The organism is Pseudomonas orientalis, from assembly GCF_002934065.1.
In the GTDB taxonomy this organism is placed as follows: Bacteria; Pseudomonadota; Gammaproteobacteria; order Pseudomonadales; family Pseudomonadaceae; genus Aquipseudomonas; species Aquipseudomonas orientalis_A.
Genome location: NZ_CP018049.1, coordinates 1573035 through 1593979, shown reverse-complemented (window position 1 = coordinate 1593979; position 20945 = coordinate 1573035). Strand labels below are relative to the sequence as shown.

Genomic DNA, 20945 nt, shown 5'->3' with positions numbered 1-20945 from the left:
TTTCTTATGCACAATGTAGAGAGCATTCCTAGAACTCTCTGAGCCAAAACATGAAATTAACTATGCATACTCACAGATTAACATTTTGATTTATGTTTTTAGGCTCTTGTCAAAAATATCTTTGCTTCCACTTCATCACTTTCAAAAAACCTCTGAATCTGCATATTTGATAGGTGCTTCTTTATTTTCTTCTCAATGCTGTATTTGTACTGCCTAACCTTTAAGCCCTGATAGCCGTTGTATTTCTGCTTTTTATCTTTCATTTTAGAGAATGGTTGTTGTTAATTTCAGTTTATCATAATCAAAAAATATTGCTTGGCGGCTCATAAACAGTTCAACAGGATTGGCGTACTATAATAAAGTCAATAAAAAAGCCCCGTTAGGGGCTTGTGTTTACGTTTCAAATGTTATACTAAAATCACCACAAAATTAAACAACAGATGAACTTACAATATCAGTCTACCATTTCTGTAGAAAAAACAAGCTTTAATGAAAAATATTTTGCAACTTTATTGCTCCATGGCGATTGCAAGAAAGGTTTCTTTTCCATACTCAGAGGAAAGGACAAAAAGCAATTCACGTACCCTATGTCAAAATTGCGTGATGTTCTTGAAAACCTTGATCCGCATGACGATACCTATATTACTATAAACAGATTTTTCTCTTTCGGAAGAAAGAAAACTCAATGCTCACACATCACATGCTTCTTCACTGATTTAGATACTTATAAAACTGAATATAAGGATATGCAGCCAGAAGCCATTTTAGAGCTTGTATTAGCTGAATGTGAAAAATTCCACCTACCAAACCCTACCCTTGCGCTATTCAGCGGACGTGGACTTCAATTGAAATGGTTGTTCGATGAACCAGCAAGGGCGAACTTCTCGAATATCAAGCAGTTTGAAGACGCTCAGCATTCGCTACAGGTGCTTTTGAGAAAATTTGGTAGTGATACCGCAGCTAAAGATCTATCGCGCGTGTTCAGGCTTGAAGGCACCTTGCACACTGGTGCAAAAACGTACACTCGTAACCTTCCATTGCCTACGTGCAACAGACACACATTCAGCAAATTACATCTATTGCTTACTGAATTAGTACCTGCACCGCCAGCCGCAAGAATCAAAGAAAAAAGAGTTAAAAAGGAAAAGGTCAAAAAGATTCGTATTCAGAAGGTGAAAGCAGTTAAAGAAGTTGCACCTGAAGAAGAATTCGCAAGAGTAAAATTAAGCCTTGCCGTTAATAATACTTCAAAAGGAAACAAAGCCAGCTTTCAGAAGAAAGGTTTATTGAGTCTCAACACTCAACGTTACCTTGATCTGAAAAGACTTTATAAAATGCGCGGCAATGTTACTGGTATGAGAATGCATTTCCTGATGTGGATTATGAATTTCAAAGCACTGGCTGGACAAGTAGACCTAAATAACTTTGACGAAGAAGCAAAGAAAGAGGCTGCTTTGCTTTTTGAAGATGGTGATTATAATTTGTCTGAATTGCTTTCTGTTCTGAAGAAGATGAAAGATCAAATTGCAGGGGAACACGTTGTTTTTAACGGTAAATTTTACGTTCCTTTATACACACCTAAAAACAGCACGTTGATTAACATTTTTCAAATCAATGAAGAAGAACAATCGAAAATGAAAACTATCATTGATGATGAAGAACGTGATGAAAGACATAGAGCAAGAGAAATGCAAAGAAGAAGAGAGAAAGGAGCTATTAGCAGAGAAGAATATTTAGGGAATTCAGTTTCAAAATCTAAGCCATGGGAAGCTTTAGGAATTTCTAGACCTACTTATTATAGAAGGGTTAAGGCAGGGTTAATAGTAGAAGATACTAATGAAAGTAGTGTGAGACAAGTGCGTGCTGTTATCTAGAACGAGAGATTGCATGACACAAAAAAAATGAGCCTTAAAATCTAAATAAAAATCAAAGGCTCGGAACCAAAATCAACCGCCAAATCTTTCATTAAACCAATCTTTAGCGTCCTCATGCTTAAACTTTGTAAAACAGTGTTAATCATAGTGTTCTCTGTGAGACAAGTCCGTGCTGTTATCTAGAACGAGAGACTTGCACGACAAAAAAATGTGAGGTTAAAAAAACTTGTATCAAAACCCAAAAACAAAACCGAATTAATTTTGATAAATTATTGCCGTAAACATTTCATAAGCATAATCACCTGCCTTTCCCGGACCATCTTTTGCGATATGCAAAGCTACAGCGTTTGGATTTTCATCGAAAAAATAAATAATTTCCTCATGGTCTTCAAATCGCTTCACTTCAGCAGCTTTCAAACGCAATATATCATCACCCATCATACTAACTCTATAACCGAGTGAAGTGTATTCACCAATTATTGGGATCTGATTATTTTCATCAACGAGATTGATTAACAAGCTTTTTGATTCGCCGCCTCCAATATTTACATATTCAACTGAAAACTCATCCGCGCCTCCAATATTCATGGAGTAAAGACCGATTTTATCCCAAAACTGTGTTATCTCTTTGTTTTCAATCCCAGCTAGACTTACTTCTCTACGCATTGAATCCCATTTCATACGCTCAATGATATTTCTTGCCGCTAAATATTTCAGATTAAGAGAATCACCCTTTGTTGAAATATAATGACTCATCCTTTCAGGATTCATTTTTAGCTTATGCTGTTTTATTTTTAACTTTAAATTGAAATCTTCCATTTCAAAGTCAATTACAACAACATCACCTAATATTTCATTTACCCTGATTTCCGATTTGTATTTTGACCTGCCCATTTTAGAAGGCTTGTCATCGCCCAAATCAAGTATAAAAATATCCACCCTATCTTTTTCAGTAACATAAAACTCAAGACATTTACTGTCTGACATTATGGCGAACGCGAATCCAAGCGGATTGTTTGACTTACAAAAGAAACAATCTTCATACGTTGTTAATAGCTCCCCATTTGAATTCGAAAATTCAACATCAAGTTTATTGCTCAACTCAATAAATTGATAAATCTCGGCTAAACTCAAAGCTGGCTGAATCCCCATCAGAAAATCCTCAAAAACGAGCCTGTAAGGCTCTACATAACGTTCTATTGGTGCAAGCCTACCCTTTTCACCACCGGCATAGCAAAGCGCCTCCAGGCTCTCAGGAAGGGCTTAGATTCTGTAGCAAATTCTGTAGCAAGGTGCATTGACTGGATCGAGAAGACAGACCAAAGCAACTGGTCAAATTTTGAGCAAAAAAAAGCCCCGATCCGTAGATCAGGGCTTCTTTCGTATGGTTTTGAGCTTTTCTGTAAAAATATTTGCTACAAATTTTGCTACAGAAGTTTGCTACAGAAATCTCAAAACCGACCCTCATAAGTGCTTGATTTATAAGGGTTTTTTGTAATGGCGGAGAGATAGGGATTCGAACCCTAGGTACCGGTGAAGGTACAACGGATTTCGAATCCGTCCCATTCGGCCACTCTGGCATCTCTCCAACGGCGCGCATCATAACAGTGTGTTTCACGGAAGCAAACCCCAAAGGCGATTTTTTTCCGTGCTATCAGATGCTTGCGTCGATTAAAGCGGTACGCCGAGGCGCTTGGCGACTTCTTCGTAGGCTTCGATGACGTCACCGAGGCCCTGGCGGAAGCGGTCTTTGTCCATCTTCTTCTTGGTGTCCTTGTCCCACAGACGGCAGCCGTCCGGGCTGAACTCGTCGCCCAGGACGATGGAGCCATCGTGGAATACGCCGAATTCGAGCTTGAAGTCCACCAGCAGGAGGCCGGCGTCGTCGAACAGCTTGCTCAGCACGTCGTTGACCTTGAGGGACAACTCTTTCATGCGTGCCAGTTGTTCAGCGGTGCCCCAACCAAACGCCACGACGTGGGATTCATTGATGAACGGGTCGCCCTTGGCGTCGTCCTTCAGGAACAGCTCGAAGGTGTAAGGGTTGAGCTTGAGGCCCTCCTCCACGCCCAGGCGCTTGACCAGGCTGCCGGCGGCGTAGTTACGCACGACGCATTCGACCGGGATCATGTCGAGCTTCTTGACCAGGCATTCGTTATCGCCCAGCAGTTTGTCGAATTGGGTCGGCACGCCGGCTTCTTCGAGTTTCTGCATGATGAAGGCGTTGAACTTGTTGTTCACCATGCCCTTGCGGTCCAACTGTTCGATGCGCTTGCCGTCGAACGCCGAGGTGTCGTTGCGAAACAGCAGGATCAGGCGGTTGGCGTCATCGGTCTTGTACACCGACTTGGCTTTGCCGCGGTAGAGTTCTTCACGTTTTTCCATGATGGGCTCCGCTTTGAGTGAGGTGGGCTAGGCGATGTGGCGCCAGTCGAGCCCTGAATCTTGATCGGCCAGTTGCAGCCAGTCCGGGTCGCACCCGAGGGTGTCGACGAAACATTGCCGGGCAAGCGTCGGCAGGTTGTTCTTGCTGCTGAGGTGAGCCAGGACCAGGTGTTGCAGGTCTTGCCAGCCCAACTCGTACACCAGGTACGCCGCCTGGTGGTTGTTCAAATGTCCCAGTTCGCCGCCCACCCGCTGCTTGAGAAAGTAGGGGTAATGACCGCGAGCCAGCAAATCTCGGCAGTGGTTGGACTCGATCATCAAGGCATCGAGGTCGCGGTAACCGTCCAGCACCTTGGCGCAGTAGGAACCCAGGTCGGTGAGCACACCGAAGCGCCGCTCGCCGTCACTGAACACATATTGCGTCGGCTCCTGGGCGTCGTGAGCAACGGCGACAACATTGATGCTCAGGGCACCAATCTGCAGTTGCTCGCCACCGGCCAGGAAACCTGCGGGTTCAATGGGTTTGCGCATCCCGCGCAACGTGCCGCGACTCAAGTACACCGGAAGATTGTAGCGCCGAGACAGCAAACCCACGCCATGCACGTGGTCGGCATGTTCGTGGGTCACCAGAATCGCGCTCAGCTGCGCGGGGTGAACCCCCAGGCGCAGCAGGCGCCGCTCGGTTTCTCTTAACGAGAAACCACAATCGACCAATATGTACGTGTCGTCATGGGCGACCAGCGTGCCGTTCCCTTGGCTACCACTACCGAGAACAGCAAAACGCATCGGATCAGCCCAGATTGTCCTGAATCACGCCCAACACTTTGCGCGCTGTTTCAGCCGGCGCGACAGTGTTGATGTTCTTCTCGACGGTGACTTGCACGCTCTCGCCAACCTTGCTCAAACGAACCTGGTAACGCTCGGCGCGGGTCTCGACCTCTTCCTTGGTCGGCTGGCTGCCGAACAATTTGCCGAAGAAACCTGGCTCGTCGTCTTTTTTCTCGGCCTTTTCAGCCACGTTGATGTAGTACAGACCCAGGCTGCGGTTGATGTCCTCAACGCGCCAAGGGCCTTGCTCCAGGGCGCGACCTACGCTGGCCCAGGCACGGTCCAGGTCTTCACCCAGGTTCAGCACCACGTTGCCGCTGCCATCCTCGGTGAGGCTGACGCGGCTAGGGGTATCGTAATCACGTGCGGCGAGCAGGGAAACCGAGCCGCCCTTCTCGGAGATGCGGCTCATGCTAGCCAGCATCTCGTCGACCAGCGCGGCGTCGACACCGGTATTGACCGAGCGCGGGGTGAAATCGACGCTGGCCGTGCTGCCGGCAGGCCGCTCGGCGCTGACCACATAGACTTCACTGGTATTGCGCTGTACGCCTGGCTCGATGCGCACACGTACACGGGCTTCGCTGTCGGCGGCTACACCGCCGGCCAGCAGGCGCTGGGCCATGTTGGCGGACAACTCACGGCCTTGCTGCCACGCCGTGGTGAATTCACCGGTTTGCGGGCGCTGCTCGTCGATGCGGAAACCATTGTCCTGGAAAAACTGCACCGCCACCGGCCAGACTTCGGCGGGTGGGCGCTGCGCCACGATCCAACGGTTGTCGCCACTCTTCTGCAAGCTGTAGTCGCTGGCATCAGCCACTGCCGTGATCGGCTGCGGACGTGGCACCACGTATTCACCCTTGACGGTGTCGTCGGCGACATTGCGCGGAATTGGCAGCAACGGGTCGAGGCGTTTGGCGACGCTCACGTCAGGCGGCAGTTGCATCGGTTTGGTTGCTTGTGCTTCCAGGTAATCGCTGCCGCGGTCACGGAAGTAGCCTTCCGGGCCCCATACCCAACCGCAGCCACTGGTGCTGGAGATAATCAAGGCAAGTGCGGAAAGTCCGGCCAATCGCTTCATGCGTAGTGCTTCCTCAATTAAACCAGGACGCCGGACTGGCGCAGGGCCTGTCGCAGCGGTTCGTGAAAGGCTTCGCTGAGACGGGTGAGCGGCAGACGGATACCGTCCGGCATCATGCCCATTTCAGTCAGCGCCCATTTCACGGGAATAGGGTTGGATTCGATAAACAATGTCTTGTTGAGCGGCATCAGCCTCTCGTGGATCGCGCGTGCGGTCACGGCATCACCGGCAATGGCGGCGGCGCACAGGTCGCTCATGGCACGCGGGGCCACGTTGGCGGTCACGCTGATGTTGCCTTTTCCGCCCAGCAGGATCAGTTCCACAGCGGTGGCGTCGTCACCGGAATACACCAGGAAGTCGCTGCTGACGCCGGCCAGGATGTCCTTGGCGCGCTGCAGGTCGCCCGTGGCTTCCTTGATGCCGATGATGTTCGGCACGGTGGACAGGCGGATCACCGTCTCGGCCTTCATATCGCACGCGGTGCGACCCGGTACGTTATAGAGGATCTGAGGGATCTGGACGGCTTCGGCGATGGCCTTAAAATGCTGGTACAAGCCTTCCTGGGTCGGCTTGTTGTAATACGGCGTTACCAGCAGGCAGGCGTCGGCGCCGGCCTTCTTGGCATTCCTGGTCAATTCGATCGCTTCACGCGTCGAGTTGGCGCCGGTACCGGCGATCACGGCGATGCGGCCTGCGACGCGCTTGACCACGAACTCGATTACCTGGATGTGTTCTTCCACGTCGAGGGTGGCCGACTCACCGGTGGTGCCGACCGCCACGATGGCGTTGGTGCCTTCTTGCAGGTGGAAGTCCACCAGTTTGCCCAGGCTGTCCCAGTCAAGACGACCTTGTGCATCCATGGGTGTGACCAGTGCCACCATACTGCCCGCAATCATGCAACCGCTCCTGCCGGAAAAAGAGAGCCGTAATGGTACTGGCGCCAAGATGCTTGTACAAGCGAAGTACCGTGCGAGGATGCGTTATGGCGCAACTAAACGACGGGCAATGCCATCATTGGGCCAAAGCAGCGCCTGAATCACGTCGTTCACGCAATGAAAACGCCACCTCCTAGCCCTTGGCGACGCTTTTCGCTACCCTTGATCCTTTGATCGGTACCGCCCTGGCGGTATCGACCGCTCATCGCTTTAGGAAGGCTGCATGTCCACCCCCACAGTTCGCGAACAATTCCTTGTTATCAGTGCCCTCGGCGCCAACCCCATGGAGCTGACCAACGTCCTGTGCCGCGCCAGCCATGAGAACCGCTGCGCCGTGGTGACCTCGCGCCTGACCCGCCATGGCGAGTGCAGCGCGCTGGTGCTGCAGATTTCCGGTAGCTGGGACGCCCTGGCGCGCCTTGAGACCGGCCTGCCGGGCCTGGCCAAGAAGCACGACTTCACCGTCAATGTAGTGCGCAGCGCTGCCCTGGAAAATCGCCCGCAGGCCCTGCCTTATGTGGCGTATGTCAGCTCGGCCTACCGCTCGGACATCGTCAACGAGCTGTGCCAGTTCTTCATCGACCACAATGTCGAGCTGGAGAACCTGACCTGTGACACCTATCAGGCACCGCAAACCGGCGGCACCATGCTCAATGCCACCTTTACCGTGACGTTGCCGGCCGGCGTGCAGATCAGTTGGCTGCGCGACCAGTTCCTGGATTTCGCCGACGCCCTGAACCTTGACGCGCTGATCGAGCCATGGCGCCCACAGAATCCCATGTAAGGACGTACCATGCCGGTAGCCATCGACACACCTGTAGCCGATTTCCAAGCCCAGTCCACCAGCGGCCAGACCTTCAGCCTCGCAGCCCTCAAGGGCAAGCAAGTGGTGATCTACTTCTACCCCAAGGACAGCACGCCGGGCTGCACCACCGAAGGCCAGGGCTTTCGCGACCAGTACGCAGCGTTCAAGGCCGCCAACACCGAGGTGTTCGGCGTGTCGCGTGACAGCGTGAAGTCTCACGAGAACTTCAAGGCCAAGCAGGCGTTTCCCTTCGAGTTGATCAGCGACAAGGACGAGGCGGTGTGCCAGCTGTTTGATGTAATCAAGCTCAAGAAGCTCTACGGCAAGGAATACCTGGGCGTGGATCGCAGCACCTTTCTGATCGACAGCGAAGGTGTGCTGCGTCAGGAATGGCGCGGCGTGAAAGTGCCGGGGCACGTGGACGCAGTGTTGGCGGCGGCACAGGCGCTGAACAAGGACTGATTTTGCGTTTACAAGGCCATCAGGCCTTGCGCAACCAGTAACGATACACACCGGCAGCTTCTTCTTCCTGGACCAGCGTGTGGCCCGCAAGCCTGGCAAAGGTGCGAAAATCTCGCTGGGAGCCCGCATCGGTGGCGGTGACCTTGAGTACGGCACCGCTGGCCAGTTGGTTGAGTTCCAACTTGGCCTTGAGCAAGGGCAGCGGGCAATTGAGGCCGCTGGCATCAAGTTCGGCGTCAAAGGCAACAGCGTCGGTCATGGTGTTACTCCAGGCAAACATTTGAGCGGCTTAGAATATCTGGTCCCAAGCTCAGTGTCCGGCTACAGTAAGCTCTTTGTCGAAAGGCTTTGTGCATGACTTTTTTGCGCCCTACCCTGCTGACGCTGGCCTGCCTGCTGGCCTCCCCGGCCTTCGCTGATGAGCTGCCGTCACTCGGCGACGCCAGTTCTGCCATTGTCTCGCCGCAGCAGGAATATCAACTGGGCCGCGCATGGCTGGCCTATCTGCGCGGCCAGGTCTCGCAGCTCAATGATCCACAGCTTAAGGATTACGTCGAAACCAGCGTGTACAAACTGGTCGAGACCAGCCAGGTCAATGACCGACGCCTGGAATTCATCCTGATCAACAGCCCGCAGCTCAACGCCTTCGCCGCACCCGGCGGGATCGTCGGGGTCAATGGCGGCCTGTTCCTCAATGCCCAGACCGAAGGTGAATACGCATCGGTGCTGGCCCACGAATTGGCGCACTTGTCCCAACGCCACTTTGCCCGAGGTGTGGAAGCGCAGTCGCGTATGCAGATCCCGATGATGGCTGCCCTGCTCGGCGGCATCATTGCAGCCGCGGCGGGCGCCGGCGATGCGGGCATTGCCGCGATTGCCGGCTCCCAGGCCGCCGCGATCCAGGAGCAGCGTCGATTCTCCAGGCAGAACGAACAGGAGGCCGACCGAATCGGCATCGTCAACCTGGAAAAAGCCGGCTACGACCCGCGCTCCATGCCCACCATGTTCGAGCGCCTGATGCGCCAGTACCGCTTCGACGCCAAGCCACCGGAATTCCTGCTGACGCACCCGGTCACCGAATCGCGGATCGCCGACACCCGCAACCGCGCTGAACAGGCCAAGCCTGGCGGCAAGGAAGACAGCCTGCGCTATCAGTTGATCCGCGCGCGAGTTCAACTGAAGTACGAAGATACCCCGGGCCTCGCGGCCAAGCGCTTCCAGGCACAGCTGGACGAGAACCCGAAAAACGATGTGGCGCGCTATGGCCTGGCCATCGCCCAGATCAAGGGCACCCAGCTCAAGGAAGCACGGGAAAGCCTGGCGCCATTGCTGGCCAAGGCGCCCAACGACATTACCTACAACCTGGCGCAGATCGAACTGGACATCACCAGCAACCGCATGCCGGACGCACAACAACGCACCGACCGTATGCTCACCCAGTACCCCAGCAACTATCCACTGAACCAGGTACGCGTCGACTTGCTGCTCAAACAAAATCGTACCGCCGATGCGGAAAAAGCCCTGGATGGCTTGCTCAAGTCCCGCCCGGATGATCCGGACGTGTGGTATCAGGTCGCCGAAACGCGCGGCTTGTCGGGCAATATCATTGGCCTGCATCAGGCGCGCGCCGAATACTTCGCCCTGGTGGGCGATTTCCAGCAAGCCATCCAGCAACTGGACTTTGCCAAGCGTCGCGCCGGCAACAACTTCCCACTGTCCTCGCGAATCGATGCACGCCAGCGTGAGTTGATCGAACAGGAACGCCTGGTGAAAGGGATGATGAGCTAAACCCATCGCCCACAAAAAAGCCCCGCCATCATTCGATGGCGGGGCTTTTTATTGGGCTGGAAGGTTACTCGGCCAGCTTGAAGGTGATGAAGCTGGCACGCCCCTGACGCAACACGCGCATCGACACCGAACGATTCTTCGGCAACGCCTTGGCGATGTCGGTGAATTCCTTGGTGTTATCGATTGCCTGGTTGTTCAGGTGGGTGATCACATCACCCGGCTGCAGGCCGATCAAGGCGGCTGGGCCATCCTGGACTTCCTTGATCACGACACCGCTCTTGAGGTCGAAGGTCTTCTTCTGCTCAGGCGTCAGCTCAACCACGGCAATGCCCAGGCGATTGCTGCTGCGCTCGGCACCCGGCTTGGCGTTACCCAGGGCATCCAGGGTCGCACCCTCTTCCGGGATTGCGCCAACAGTGAGCTCGACATTCTGGCGCTTGCCGTCCCGAATCACTTCCAACTTGGCTTTGCTGCCCGCTTTCAGCGCGCCCACCAGATGCGGCAAGTCGGCCGACATGATGATCGGCTGGCCGTTCATGCTCAGGATAACGTCGCCGACCTGCAGGCCACCTTTGGCAGCCGGGCCGTCATCCTGGATCTGTGCGACCAGCGCACCCGCCGGCTTGTCGAGACCGAACGACTCTGCGAGGTCCTTGTTCACTTCCTGGATCACCACACCCAGCCACCCACGGCTGACTTTGCCACCGGCCTTCAGCTGATTGGAGACGTCCATGGCCACATCGATCGGAATCGCAAAAGACACCCCCATGAACCCACCGGAGCGGGTGTAGATCTGCGAGTTGATCCCTACCACTTCGCCAGCCAGGTTGAACAGCGGACCACCGGAGTTGCCCGGGTTGATCGGCACGTCGGTCTGGATGAACGGTACGTAGTTTTCGTTTGGCAGGCTGCGACCGATGGCGCTGACGATGCCCTGGGTGACAGTGTGGTCAAAACCGAACGGCGAACCGATTGCCACGACCCACTGGCCCGCTTTCAGGTCCTGGGACTTGCCCAGTTTAAGCACCGGTAGGTCCTTGCCTTCGATTTTCAGCAAGGCAACGTCCGAACGTGGGTCGGTGCCGACCAGCTTGGCTTTCAACTCACTGCGATCGGCCAGGCGCACGAGGATCTCGTCGGCATCGGCAATTACGTGGTTGTTGGTCAGGATGTAGCCGTCAGGCGAAATGATGAACCCCGAACCCAGGGACTGCGCTTCACGCTGGCCACCGCCACCGCCACGCGGGGTGCGTGGTTGCGGCATGCCGCGCTCGAAGAATTCGCGCAGCATCGGCGGCAGGCCTTCCAGATCGGGCATTTGCTGGTTCGATACTTTGCGATCCGGCAATTTCTGCGTGGTACTGATATTCACCACCGCAGGCGAAGCCTGCTCTACCAGTTGGGTAAAGTCAGGCAGCTCGACCGCTTGCGCGGGCACGGCCTGACCCAGCACCAGCACCGTGGCGACTATGGATAGGTAAGACTTCAAACGAGGTATCGACATACAGCTCCCGTTACGACGAGCAGGGTTGAGCGACAGGGTTCAAAAAACGCCGAAAACCGCGACCGACATTTTTTGTTCCGCGAACAAACAAGGCCAGGGCCGAGAAGCCCTGACCTATAAAAAACATATAAGTTTTTTGCAAGTGAAAATGCTGATCCAGACATTTCATGCTCTCGGCAGGTACCCGGCATTAGCGCAGAGTGAAAGATCAGGATGAACACTGGATTAACGGCTCAAGGCTTGGCCGCGGTCTTTTCACCGCGAACCGACAATGCGATGCGCTCGGCGGTGCCAATCGGGATTTCACCTACAACCGTCACCATTATCTCGCCGTCCACCGTATTTAGATGGCGGGACACTGCAACCGTAGGTCCAAGCTGAGTGCGGGTCTCCGTTACGCTCGCACCGTCGGTAGATTCCAGAAACACCGAAAAGCGTGCGAGCCCATCGTCGTACATCAAGCTGTCGATGGTGGACTTGGTCTGAGGGTCTTTGCGAGATGTATTCCCAGTCAGCACAAAGCCAGGTGGCAACCAATCCAGGTGCCACGTGTTGGAGGCGGGCGTTTGCGCTGCCTTGCTTCGACCAGGCGCAACAGGCGTGCATTCGCTGCCGGGCTGCAAATCACGATCAGTGGGGGCGGAGGACGTATTCAGTCGAACAAACTGAAAGCGCTCCAACAGTCGCCCCTGCTCACTGAGCAGCAACGACTTGAGGGGTAATGCAGTGTCACGATCCAGGTGCAGCTCGAAACCATAGCGATAATGGTCACGCGGGGTGATGGACACAACCACGGCATTACGACCGGCCACGCGAGATTTTCCGATCACGGCCAGTTCGTAGAATTGATTGAGTTTTTGCGGGTCCAGCGAACGTGACGCAGCGTCACGAGAATTCCCCAGGCCGGCCACAAGTGTGCCGCTGACGCACTGGGCATGGCCGTCCACCCGTACGACTTCCTGGGCAGAGCCATCGAGCTGCAATAGCCGCTCCCGGACCTGACCGTTCTGGACGAGATGCCAGATGTCGTGGGTCGAAAAACTGCCGTTACGCTCATAAATGAACGTACCTTGAAAGCTTTGCTGCTGCTCTGCACGCCCAAGTCGAGTCAGCCAGTCTTGGGCGTCATCGGCATGGGCGGGTAGTGCAAACCAACTACTGAGCAAAAGCGTAAGGAGCGGTATGGCGCGCATAGGGCTCCTTAACGGTTCAGCGGTTTTCCAGGCTTGCTGCGCGAGCGTATGGAAGGGCACTTTCAGCATTCTTGCCAGCCGCTTCCTGCGCATGTTGACGCAGGTAGCCGGGTAGACGCTGATCCTGCCAGCCGGCTTGCCCCTGAAGCACACCGTTGGCCATAGGGCCAGCGGTATCAGAGCTTTCCTTGTAGCCAGCCAGTACTGCCGGGCCTTTGACTTGCGGACCGGCCATAACCGGTTGCTGAGTCTGCTGGGCCAGCTCGGCACCGGCGATTTCGTCCTGGTTGTACAGACGAACACCGGCCAGTACGGCGACGGTCACCGAAGCAGCGACTGCCAGGCGACCCAGGCTACGCCATGGACCACGAGCAGCTTTTGCCGGAACGGCTTCATCGGCCAACGCGGCAGAAACGGCCGCAGCAATATCCAGACGAGGGATTAGAAGATCCTTGTGCATCACCGCCCGAGCGACTTGGTAACGAGACCAGGTATCACGGGTTTGGGCATCATCAAATGCGTTGAGCACTCGACGAAGTTCCAGTTCATCCGCTTCGTTATCCATCACTGCGGACAGCGATTCCTGCAGGGCATCACGACTCATGGCGGTTCCTCTCTTGGCTGTCGCCGCTGTCTTTAGTTTTCCTGCAACAACGGTTGCAAGGCTTTGTCGATGGCTTCCCGGGCCCGGAAAATCCGTGACCTTACAGTCCCCACCGGACATTGCATGACGCTCGCAATGTCTTCGTAACTCAGACCATCGAATTCACGTAAAGTTAACGCCGTACGCAAATCTTCTGGCAGTTGCTGAATCGTTCGATGAACGGTTCCCTCGATCTCGTCGCGCAGCAAAGCACGCTCCGGCGACTCGAGATCTTTGAGGCCGTGATCACCATCATAGAATTCAGCATCTTCTGAACTGACATCACTGTCTGGTGGGCGGCGACCGCGAGACACCAGATAGTTCTTCGCCGTGTTGATGGCGATGCGGTACAGCCACGTATAAAACGCGCTATCACCGCGAAAATTGCCCAGTGCACGGTATGCCTTGATAAAGGCTTCCTGTGCAACGTCCTGCGCTTCATGGGTGTCGTGCACAAACCGCACGATCAACCCGAGAATTTTGTGCTGATATTTCAGCACCAACAGATCAAATGCGCGCTTATCGCCGCGTTGTACGCGTTCGACCAGCTGCTGATCCTCTTCCTGGGTTAGCATGAACACTCCTCGTTGTACTCGAAGGAGGCTTGCATAACTAAACGATCAGGCTTGCAAACATAGACTCGGGCTTTTCGCAAAAGTTCTCCCCCTTCAAGCAAGTTTCCGGCACGCACTGATTTGGCACACACGAAAAACGCAGCTCAGGCAACGCCGGCTGCGCGAATAATCTTGTCGTCGGTCTTCTGACGCGTCCAATGCTCCCGACGGGCCAATAAACACAACGTCTTCCCAGCTTTCGGGCAACCTGCTATTGAGTCGGGGCCTATGCAAAAAGTTCCCGCTCGCTGACCGGCTGTGAAACCGAAGCTGTGCACCGTAATCTCACAATGCCACGAATGCCTGGCTATTGTGCCGCTCCACCCCTCTATATACTAGTGGCCTGTGTGCCCCTTTGATTCGCCGATCCAGGCGTCCTGCTTGCGCCTCCTCTCCGGATCGCTTTTTGCGGAATCCATTCAATGAGCCAACAGTTTCAACACGATGTCCTGGTGATCGGCAGCGGTGCCGCCGGCTTGAGCCTGGCGCTGACCCTCCCCGGCCATCTGCGCATTGCCGTCCTGAGCAAGGGCGACCTGGCCAACGGTTCGACATTCTGGGCGCAAGGCGGTGTTGCTGCCGTGCTGGACGACACCGACACCGTCCAATCCCATGTCGAAGACACCCTCAATGCCGGCGGCGGCCTGTGCAATGAAGACGCGGTGCGCTTCACGGTCGAGCATAGCCGGGAAGCCATTCAATGGTTGATCGACCAGGGGGTGCCCTTCACGCGCGATGAGCATGCAGGCAACGACGACGGTGGATTCGAGTTCCACCTGACCCGTGAAGGCGGCCACAGCCACCGCCGCATCATCCACGCCGCCGATGCCACCGGCGCCGCCATCTTCAAGACGCTGCTCGATCAGGCCCGCCAACGGCCCAATATCGAATTGCTGGAGCAGCGCGTCGCGGTCGACCTGATTACCGAAAAACGCCTGGGCCTTGCCGGCGAGCGCTGCCTCGGCGCCTATGTGCTGAACCGCGCCAGCGGTGAAGTCGACACCTATGGCGCGCGCTTCACCATCCTTGCCTCGGGCGGCGCAGCCAAGGTCTACCTCTATACCAGCAACCCTGACGGGGCCTGCGGCGACGGCATCGCCATGGCCTGGCGCTCGGGCTGCCGAGTGGCGAACCTGGAATTCAACCAGTTCCATCCCACGTGCCTGTATCACCCCCAGGCCAAGAGTTTCCTGATCACCGAGGCGTTGCGCGGCGAAGGTGCGCACTTGAAGCTGCCCAATGGCGAACGCTTCATGCAGCGCTTCGACCCACGCGCCGAACTGGCGCCGCGCGACATCGTCGCCCGCGCCATTGACCATGAAATGAAGCGCCTGGGTATCGACTGCGTCTACCTGGACATCAGCCACAAACCGGAGGCCTTCATCAAGACGCACTTTCCCACCGTCTATGAACGTTGCCTGACCTTCAACATCGACATCACCAAAGGCCCGATCCCGGTGGTACCTGCCGCGCATTACACCTGCGGCGGCGTGATGGTCGACCAACACGGCCGCACCGACGTGCCCGGCCTGTACGCCATCGGCGAAACCAGCTTCACCGGCCTGCACGGCGCCAACCGCATGGCCAGCAACTCGCTGCTCGAATGCTTCGTGTACGCGCGCTCGGCAGCGGCGGACATCCTTGAACAACTGCCGCGCATCCCGGTACCCGCCGCCCTGCCCCGCTGGGATGCCAGTCAGGTAACGGATTCGGACGAAGACGTGATCATCGCGCACAACTGGGACGAGCTGCGGCGCTTCATGTGGGACTACGTGGGGATCGTGCGCACCAACAAGCGCCTGCAACGGGCACAGCACCGGGTGCGATTGCTGCTGGATGAAATCGACGAGTTCTACAGCAACTATAAAGTCAGTCGCGACCTGATCGAACTGCGCAACCTGGCTCAAGTCGCCGAGCTGATGATCCGCTCGGCCATGGAGCGCAAGGAAAGCCGGGGCCTGCATTACACCCTGGACTACCCGCAGATGCTGCCCGAGGCCCGCGACACTATTCTGGTGCCAGCCACCTACGGCGACTGAACTTCAAGCGGACGCGCAGGCGCCGGTGCATATCGGCGCTCTGCGAGTCGCGAGGCACACAAAGGGAGCGCACCCACCGCTCACCCTGCACGCGATAACGCAGCACCACCACCAGCGGCAGCGCCAGGCTGTCGGGCCGTAACTGCACGCTGTGCCAGCCGCGCTCGGCGCTGAACAATTGCCAGCCCTCTTCATCGCGGCGCAGGCCGCGAATCGACGAGCGATGAGTCAGCAGGATATGTCGCGGCAACACCCACGTGGCGTGGGCCAGGCACACCAGCAGGCCGAGGGAGGCAAAAGGCAGGTCGACCACCAGGCAGGCACCCAGCGCGAGCAGCTGGGCAAGCAGATACGCCGCCAGCAACAGCCGTGAGGCCTGCCAGCGGCATTCAAAACGGTTACTTGGGCTGGACACGGTCCAGGATCATCCGAACCATGCGCTGCAGCTCCGGATCTTCCGATTCGGCGCGCTCCATGAACCAGCCGAACATGTCCTGATCCTCGCATTCCAACAATCGGACGTAAAGGTCGCGATCCACCTGGTTGAGCGTTGCATAGACTTCTTTGGTGAAAGGCACCAGCAACACGTCCAATTCCAGCATGCCACGACGGCTGTGCCAGTAGAGGCGATTGATTTCTACATCTTCGACCATGGAACGCTCCTCAAATAGAGCGCAAGTATACAGGCCCGACGGCACCGGACCAGTCGGCTTTGGTCGCGCCCCATGGAAACTATGCATTTGCCGGGCGCCCCTCTATGATGCACCCATGACTTTTTAACCTGCGATGACCCATGGCCGACTCTGCTTTCTTCTGCTCCCTGACCCACGAAGGCGTTCTTGCCGTCCGCGGTGCTGACGCTGCCAAGTTCCTGCAGGGCCAGTTGACCTGCAACCTCAATTACCTGAGTGACACCCAGGCCAGCCTGGGCGCGCGCTGCACGCAAAAAGGCCGGATGCAGTCCAGTTTTCGCATCCTGTTACAAGGTGACGGCGTGCTCCTGGCCATGGCCAGCGAACTGCTCGAACCGCAACTGGCGGACCTGAAGAAATACGCGGTGTTCTCCAAATCCATACTCACCGATGAAAGCGCCACCTGGGTGCGTTTTGGTCTGGCGAATGCCGATCAGGCTTTATCCGCCCTTGGCCTGGCCTTACCGATCGAGACGGACAGCGTGGTACGTACCGAGGCGCTCATCGCCATCCGCGTCTCGCCCGACCGCGCTGAACTTTGGGCACCCGCCGAACATACCGAGAGCCTGCTCAGCCAATTGACGGTCACCCTGCCGCAAGCCGAGCTGAACGAATGGCTGCTGGGCCAGATTCGCGCCGGCATCGGCCAAGTGATGCCGCAGACCCGCGAACTGTTCATCCCGCAGATGCTCAATCTGCAAGCCGTGGGCGGGGTCAGCTTCAAGAAAGGCTGCTATACCGGCCAGGAAATCGTCGCGCGCATGCAGTACCTCGGCAAACTCAAGCGCCGCCTGTACCGCCTGAGCCTGGTTGCAGCCCAATTGCCCGAGCCAGGCACCGCACTGTTTGCCCCCAGCCATAACAGTTCGATTGGCGAAGTGGTCATCGCGGCAAAAGCCGACCAGTCAATTGAACTTCTTGCCGTGCTGCAAGCCGAAGCTGCCGACAATGGCGACATCCGTTTAGGTAGCCTGGAAGGCCCCGGCCTGCAGTTGCTCGACCTGCCCTACGCGCTGGATCGCGATCGCGAGATCCAGCGTTGATCGCTGCACCTTTTTTGCGACACCCTAGAGAGCATGAATGAACCAGCTGGCGGAAAAAGTCCAACAGGCTTTGGTGAAGGCCATCGACAACGATGACCTGGTTCTGCCGACATTACCGGAGGTGGCCATGAAGATTCGTCAGGCCGCCGAAGACCCGGAGATCAGCATCAGCCACTTGAGCAAGGTGATCGGTCGTGATACGGCCCTGTCGGCGCGCCTGATCAAAGTGGTCAACAGCCCGTTGCTGAGGGCGACTCAGGAAGTCACCGACCTGCACACCGCCATCACGCGGCTTGGCACCAATTACAGCAGCAACCTGGCCATCGGACTGGTCATGGAACAGATCTTCCACGCCCGCTCCGAGGTGGTGGAACAGAAAATGCGCGATGTGTGGCGCCGCAGCCTTGAAGTAGCCGGCGTCAGCTATGCCTTGTGTCGCCGGCACAGCCAGCTCAAGCCGGACCAGGCGGCCCTGGGAGGCCTGGTGCACCAGATTGGCGTGCTGCCGATCCTCACCTACGCCGAAGACCATTACGAGTTGCTGTCCGATCCGGTCAGCCTTAACCACGTGATCGACAGCATCCATCCGATACTGGGCGACAAGTTGCTCAGTGGCTGGGACTTCCCGGAAATGCTGGCAAAACTGCCGGGCCAGTACCTGAACCTGGAACGCGACAGCGGCCCGCTCGATTACATCGACCTGGTGCAGGTCGCCGTGCTGTTCTGTCACAACAACACTGAACATCCATTGGCGAAAGTCGACATGACGAGTGTGCCGGCGATGAAAAAACTGCGGCTCGACCCCTCCAGCGAGAAACTGCACCTTGAGCTGCATGAAGCACGCTCGATGTTCTATTGATCGCCGGCAACAAAGCTCACTCGCACTTTCAAGCCCGCCGACGCGCCATCATGCAGGCTGATCTGCGCCAGATGCGCACGGCAGATCTCGCCGACAATCGCCAGCCCCAGGCCGGACCCCATACCCTGCTGACTGCGTCGATAAAATCGCTCGAACACCCGGTCCCGCTCCTCCAGCGGGATACCCGGGCCATCGTCTTCGACTTCCAGCACCGCCGGCGCCGTGACCCGTAAAATCACGTTGCCACCCGGTGGGGTGTGGGCCAATGCGTTGTCCACCAGGTTGCTCAGCAACTCATTGAGCAGCGTCGGTTCGCCACGCAGCCACACCGGTTCGTCCGCCTCCAGCGCCAGGGCAACGCCGCGCGCATGGGCCAGCGGCGCCATGGCCATGCCCAGCTCCCGGGCCAGTTGACTGAGGTCGAGCAACTGCGCGCCGCCTTCGGCAATGGCCCTGGCGCCGTTTTCGATGCGGGCCAGGGACAACAATTGATTAGCCAGGTGAGTGAGCCGATCGGTGCCCTGGGCGGCGGTTTCCAGGGTGCTGCGCCACGTGGCCGGTTCTTCGGCGCGCAGGCCGAGTTCCAGGCGGGCCTTGAGCGCGGCCAGCGGCGTGCGCAACTCGTGGGCGGCGTCGGCAATAAACTGCGCCTGGCGTTCGAACTGGCCGCGCAGGCGTTCGGTGAAATGATTGAGGGAGCGCACCAGCGGGCCGAACTCATCCTGCACCTCCACCAGCGGCAAGGGCCGCAGGTCGTCGGGCTGGCGCTCTTCCACCGCCGTGCGCAGGCGCTCCAGCGGGCGCAACGCCGCGCTGACGGCAAACCACACCAGCAGCAGCGCACCAATGGCAAGCATGCCCAGGCGTAACAAGGTGTCGGCCATCAGGCTGCGCGCCATGGCGACACGGGCTTCGTCGGTCTCCGCCACACGCACCTCCGCCATGCCGTTCATGTTCGGCTCGGAGACAGCCTTGAGCAGGCTCACCACGCGCACCGGCTGGCCCTGATACACAGCGTCGTAGAACCGCGCCAGGGCCGGGTAATCGTCGGTACGCGGGGTGCCGGGTGGCGGCCCGGGCAGGTTTTCATAACCGGAAATCAGCTGCTGGTGGATGTCGTTGACCTGGTAATAAATACGCCCGGCACTGTCGTAGGCGAAGGTATCCAGGGCCACATAAGGCACATTGGCGCTGAGCGTGCCGTCCACCTGGGTCAAGCCGGCGGCAATGGTGCGCGCCGAGGCCAGCAGCGTGCGGTCGTAGGCGGTGTCGGCGGCTTCGCGACCGTTCCAGTAGGCGCTCATGCCGCTGGCGAGCATCAGCAGCACCAGCAACAGCGCCAGATTCCACAGCAGGCGCCAGCGCAGGCTGCTGGGCTTATGCATCGCGGGCTTCCAGCAGGTAGCCGAGACCACGGAAGGTGACAATGGCGATGGGCTGGCCATCGAGCTTCTTGCGCAGGCGGTGCACGTAGATTTCGATGGCGTCGGGGCTGGCTTCTTCGTCGAGACCGAACACCTGGGAGGCCAGTTGCTCCTTGCTCATCACCCGACCAGGCCGGGCAATGAGCGCCTCAAGCACGGCTTGCTCACGAGAGGTCAGGGTCATCAATTCGCCACCAACCGTGAAGCGCCGCGTATCGAGGTCGTAAACCAGCACGCCGCACGCCTGCTGGCGCTCGCCGCCCAACACGCTGCGCCGCAGCAGCGCCTTGACCCGCGCTTCGAGTTCCGTCAGCTCAAACGGTTTGGCCAGGTAATCGTCGGCGCCCAGGTTCAAGCCATGCACGCGGTCCTTTACATCGCTGCGGGCCGTCAGCATCAACACCGGCACATTTTTTCCACGGGCGCGCAAGCGTGCCAGCACTTCGAAACCGTCCATGCGCGGCAGCCCTACATCGAGGATCACCGCGGCGTATTCCTCACTGCTCAGGGCCAGGTCCGCGGCCACGCCATCGTGCAGTACATCGACGGTCAACCCCGTGCTCTTGAGCGCCTGGGCGACACTTTCGGCAAGTTGCAAATGGTCTTCAACCAGGAGGACGCGCATGGATTTCTACCTTATTCGGGGTGGTCGGCGCCACGCTTTGCGAGGCAGTTTACAGGCGCCGACTGCCCTGTGAAGCCCGAAAACCGTGAAAGGCAGTTGAAAGGATACTGAAAGCTTCGCCGGTTAGCATCGGGCGACGGCAGGTTACGCCTGC

General features: G+C 56.8%; 21 protein-coding genes and 1 tRNA gene. 7 read left to right on the top strand and 15 right to left on the bottom strand.

The features are described from left to right. Positions 1-440: 440 nt before the first annotated feature. Positions 441-1874 (top strand): hypothetical protein, encoded by a 1434-nt coding sequence (locus tag BOP93_RS27290; protein ID WP_157943453.1) that lies wholly within the window; start codon positions 441-443, stop codon positions 1872-1874. 255 nt (positions 1875-2129) lie between these two features. Here the strand turns inward: BOP93_RS27290 and BOP93_RS07135 are convergent, their stop codons facing one another. The 6 genes from BOP93_RS07135 to dapA all read right to left on the bottom strand — a co-directional run bounded on the left by BOP93_RS07135 (position 2130) and on the right by dapA (position 7061). Then, positions 2130-3026 carry a hypothetical protein gene (locus BOP93_RS07135; protein WP_104502056.1) on the bottom strand — a complete coding sequence of 299 codons (897 nt, stop codon included), beginning with the start codon at positions 3024-3026 and terminating at the stop codon, positions 2130-2132. A 346-nt stretch (positions 3027-3372) separates the two neighbouring features. After that, positions 3373-3462: transfer RNA gene (locus tag BOP93_RS07130), tRNA-Ser, on the bottom strand. An 83-nt stretch (positions 3463-3545) separates the two neighbouring features. Further along, positions 3546-4259 (bottom strand): phosphoribosylaminoimidazolesuccinocarboxamide synthase, encoded by a 714-nt coding sequence (purC, locus tag BOP93_RS07125; protein ID WP_065886242.1) that lies wholly within the window; start codon positions 4257-4259, stop codon positions 3546-3548. Between the two features lie 27 nt (positions 4260-4286). Continuing rightward, positions 4287-5045, bottom strand: coding sequence for an MBL fold metallo-hydrolase (locus BOP93_RS07120; RefSeq protein ID WP_104502055.1), 759 nt, complete (start codon positions 5043-5045; stop codon positions 4287-4289). 4 nt (positions 5046-5049) lie between these two features. After that, entirely contained in the window at positions 5050-6165 is a 1116-nt protein-coding gene (gene bamC, locus BOP93_RS07115; RefSeq protein WP_057723052.1) for an outer membrane protein assembly factor BamC, read from the bottom strand. Positions 6166-6182: 17 nt separating this feature from the next. Next, a complete protein-coding gene (gene dapA, locus BOP93_RS07110) occupies positions 6183-7061 on the bottom strand; it encodes a 4-hydroxy-tetrahydrodipicolinate synthase (protein ID WP_104502054.1) in 879 nt (292 codons plus the stop codon). A gap of 262 nt (positions 7062-7323) precedes the next feature. Here dapA and BOP93_RS07105 point away from each other — a divergent pair, with 262 nt between their 5' ends. Together BOP93_RS07105 and BOP93_RS07100 are read left to right on the top strand one after the other, a co-directional pair. Beyond that, positions 7324-7884 (top strand): glycine cleavage system protein R, encoded by a 561-nt coding sequence (locus BOP93_RS07105; RefSeq protein ID WP_003189463.1) that lies wholly within the window; start codon positions 7324-7326, stop codon positions 7882-7884. A gap of 9 nt (positions 7885-7893) precedes the next feature. Continuing rightward, a complete protein-coding gene (locus tag BOP93_RS07100) occupies positions 7894-8367 on the top strand; it encodes a peroxiredoxin (protein WP_104502053.1) in 474 nt (157 codons plus the stop codon). A gap of 19 nt (positions 8368-8386) precedes the next feature. Here the strand turns inward: BOP93_RS07100 and BOP93_RS07095 are convergent, their stop codons facing one another. Continuing rightward, a complete protein-coding gene (locus BOP93_RS07095) occupies positions 8387-8626 on the bottom strand; it encodes a sulfurtransferase TusA family protein (protein WP_104502052.1) in 240 nt (79 codons plus the stop codon). A gap of 95 nt (positions 8627-8721) precedes the next feature. Between BOP93_RS07095 and BOP93_RS07090 the strand changes: the two genes are divergently transcribed. Beyond that, positions 8722-10155, top strand: a complete 1434-nt coding sequence (locus BOP93_RS07090; RefSeq protein WP_057723056.1) for a M48 family metalloprotease — start codon at positions 8722-8724, stop codon at positions 10153-10155. Between the two features lie 64 nt (positions 10156-10219). Here the strand turns inward: BOP93_RS07090 and BOP93_RS07085 are convergent, their stop codons facing one another. From BOP93_RS07085 to rpoE, 4 genes are all read right to left on the bottom strand, one after another. Beyond that, positions 10220-11659: a DegQ family serine endoprotease gene (locus BOP93_RS07085; RefSeq protein ID WP_104502051.1), complete on the bottom strand. Its 1440-nt coding sequence runs from the start codon at positions 11657-11659 to the stop codon at positions 10220-10222. Between the two features lie 233 nt (positions 11660-11892). Beyond that, complete coding sequence (locus BOP93_RS07075) at positions 11893-12852, bottom strand: MucB/RseB C-terminal domain-containing protein (protein WP_104502049.1); 960 nt, start codon at positions 12850-12852, stop codon at positions 11893-11895. Between the two features lie 16 nt (positions 12853-12868). Next, positions 12869-13456: a sigma-E factor negative regulatory protein gene (locus BOP93_RS07070; protein ID WP_104502048.1), complete on the bottom strand. Its 588-nt coding sequence runs from the start codon at positions 13454-13456 to the stop codon at positions 12869-12871. Between the two features lie 32 nt (positions 13457-13488). Then, positions 13489-14070, bottom strand: a complete 582-nt coding sequence (gene rpoE / locus BOP93_RS07065; protein ID WP_003172477.1) for an RNA polymerase sigma factor RpoE — start codon at positions 14068-14070, stop codon at positions 13489-13491. 461 nt (positions 14071-14531) lie between these two features. Between rpoE and nadB the strand changes: the two genes are divergently transcribed. Then, on the top strand, positions 14532-16148 hold the full coding sequence (gene nadB / locus BOP93_RS07060; RefSeq protein WP_104502047.1) for an L-aspartate oxidase: 1617 nt from the start codon (positions 14532-14534) through the stop codon (positions 16146-16148). On the opposite strand, the gene BOP93_RS07055 is transcribed toward nadB, so the two are convergent. Beyond that, positions 16117-16563, bottom strand: coding sequence for a protein YgfX (locus BOP93_RS07055; RefSeq protein WP_104502046.1), 447 nt, complete (start codon positions 16561-16563; stop codon positions 16117-16119). The genes nadB and BOP93_RS07055 overlap by 32 nt on opposite strands. After that, on the bottom strand, positions 16547-16801 hold the full coding sequence (locus BOP93_RS07050) for a succinate dehydrogenase assembly factor 2 (RefSeq protein ID WP_003189444.1): 255 nt from the start codon (positions 16799-16801) through the stop codon (positions 16547-16549). Before BOP93_RS07050 ends, BOP93_RS07055 begins: the two co-directional genes overlap by 17 nt. Before the next feature lie 140 nt (positions 16802-16941). On the opposite strand from BOP93_RS07050, the gene BOP93_RS07045 reads away from it, so the two are divergent. Both BOP93_RS07045 and BOP93_RS07040 read left to right on the top strand, forming a co-directional pair. After that, the gene (locus BOP93_RS07045) at positions 16942-17883 is read left to right on the top strand and encodes a YgfZ/GcvT domain-containing protein (protein WP_104502045.1); all 942 of its coding nucleotides are present in this window, start codon (positions 16942-16944) and stop codon (positions 17881-17883) included. A 37-nt stretch (positions 17884-17920) separates the two neighbouring features. Beyond that, positions 17921-18742: an HDOD domain-containing protein gene (locus tag BOP93_RS07040; protein ID WP_104502044.1), complete on the top strand. Its 822-nt coding sequence runs from the start codon at positions 17921-17923 to the stop codon at positions 18740-18742. On the opposite strand, the gene BOP93_RS07035 is transcribed toward BOP93_RS07040, so the two are convergent. Both BOP93_RS07035 and BOP93_RS07030 read right to left on the bottom strand, forming a co-directional pair. Beyond that, a complete protein-coding gene (locus BOP93_RS07035; RefSeq protein ID WP_104502043.1) occupies positions 18736-20127 on the bottom strand; it encodes a sensor histidine kinase in 1392 nt (463 codons plus the stop codon). The genes BOP93_RS07040 and BOP93_RS07035 overlap by 7 nt on opposite strands. After that, the gene (locus BOP93_RS07030; RefSeq protein ID WP_057723066.1) at positions 20120-20791 is read right to left on the bottom strand and encodes a response regulator; all 672 of its coding nucleotides are present in this window, start codon (positions 20789-20791) and stop codon (positions 20120-20122) included. Before BOP93_RS07030 ends, BOP93_RS07035 begins: the two co-directional genes overlap by 8 nt. Positions 20792-20945: the final 154 nt, after the last annotated feature.

Excerpts from the sequence above, each read along its gene's own strand:
- BOP93_RS07075 (WP_104502049.1), bottom strand. The coding sequence starts at position 12,852 with ATGCGCGCCATACCGCTCCTTACGCTTTTGCTCAGTAGTTGGTTTGCA.
- BOP93_RS07035 (WP_104502043.1), bottom strand. The coding sequence starts at position 20,127 with ATGCATAAGCCCAGCAGCCTGCGCTGGCGCCTGCTGTGGAATCTGGCG.
- BOP93_RS07070 (WP_104502048.1), bottom strand. The coding sequence starts at position 13,456 with ATGAGTCGTGATGCCCTGCAGGAATCGCTGTCCGCAGTGATGGATAAC.
- BOP93_RS07135 (WP_104502056.1), bottom strand. The coding sequence starts at position 3,026 with ATGGGGATTCAGCCAGCTTTGAGTTTAGCCGAGATTTATCAATTTATT.
- BOP93_RS07105 (WP_003189463.1), top strand. The coding sequence starts at position 7,324 with ATGTCCACCCCCACAGTTCGCGAACAATTCCTTGTTATCAGTGCCCTC.
- BOP93_RS07090 (WP_057723056.1), top strand. The coding sequence starts at position 8,722 with ATGACTTTTTTGCGCCCTACCCTGCTGACGCTGGCCTGCCTGCTGGCC.
- BOP93_RS07050 (WP_003189444.1), bottom strand. The coding sequence starts at position 16,801 with ATGGTCGAAGATGTAGAAATCAATCGCCTCTACTGGCACAGCCGTCGT.
- BOP93_RS07095 (WP_104502052.1), bottom strand. The coding sequence starts at position 8,626 with ATGACCGACGCTGTTGCCTTTGACGCCGAACTTGATGCCAGCGGCCTC.
- dapA (WP_104502054.1), bottom strand. The coding sequence starts at position 7,061 with ATGATTGCGGGCAGTATGGTGGCACTGGTCACACCCATGGATGCACAA.
- BOP93_RS07040 (WP_104502044.1), top strand. The coding sequence starts at position 17,921 with ATGAACCAGCTGGCGGAAAAAGTCCAACAGGCTTTGGTGAAGGCCATC.
- BOP93_RS07030 (WP_057723066.1), bottom strand. The coding sequence starts at position 20,791 with ATGCGCGTCCTCCTGGTTGAAGACCATTTGCAACTTGCCGAAAGTGTC.
- BOP93_RS07085 (WP_104502051.1), bottom strand. The coding sequence starts at position 11,659 with ATGTCGATACCTCGTTTGAAGTCTTACCTATCCATAGTCGCCACGGTG.
- BOP93_RS07100 (WP_104502053.1), top strand. The coding sequence starts at position 7,894 with ATGCCGGTAGCCATCGACACACCTGTAGCCGATTTCCAAGCCCAGTCC.
- purC (WP_065886242.1), bottom strand. The coding sequence starts at position 4,259 with ATGGAAAAACGTGAAGAACTCTACCGCGGCAAAGCCAAGTCGGTGTAC.
- BOP93_RS07045 (WP_104502045.1), top strand. The coding sequence starts at position 16,942 with ATGGCCGACTCTGCTTTCTTCTGCTCCCTGACCCACGAAGGCGTTCTT.
- rpoE (WP_003172477.1), bottom strand. The coding sequence starts at position 14,070 with ATGCTAACCCAGGAAGAGGATCAGCAGCTGGTCGAACGCGTACAACGC.
- bamC (WP_057723052.1), bottom strand. The coding sequence starts at position 6,165 with ATGAAGCGATTGGCCGGACTTTCCGCACTTGCCTTGATTATCTCCAGC.
- BOP93_RS07120 (WP_104502055.1), bottom strand. The coding sequence starts at position 5,045 with ATGCGTTTTGCTGTTCTCGGTAGTGGTAGCCAAGGGAACGGCACGCTG.
- BOP93_RS27290 (WP_157943453.1), top strand. The coding sequence starts at position 441 with ATGAACTTACAATATCAGTCTACCATTTCTGTAGAAAAAACAAGCTTT.
- nadB (WP_104502047.1), top strand. The coding sequence starts at position 14,532 with ATGAGCCAACAGTTTCAACACGATGTCCTGGTGATCGGCAGCGGTGCC.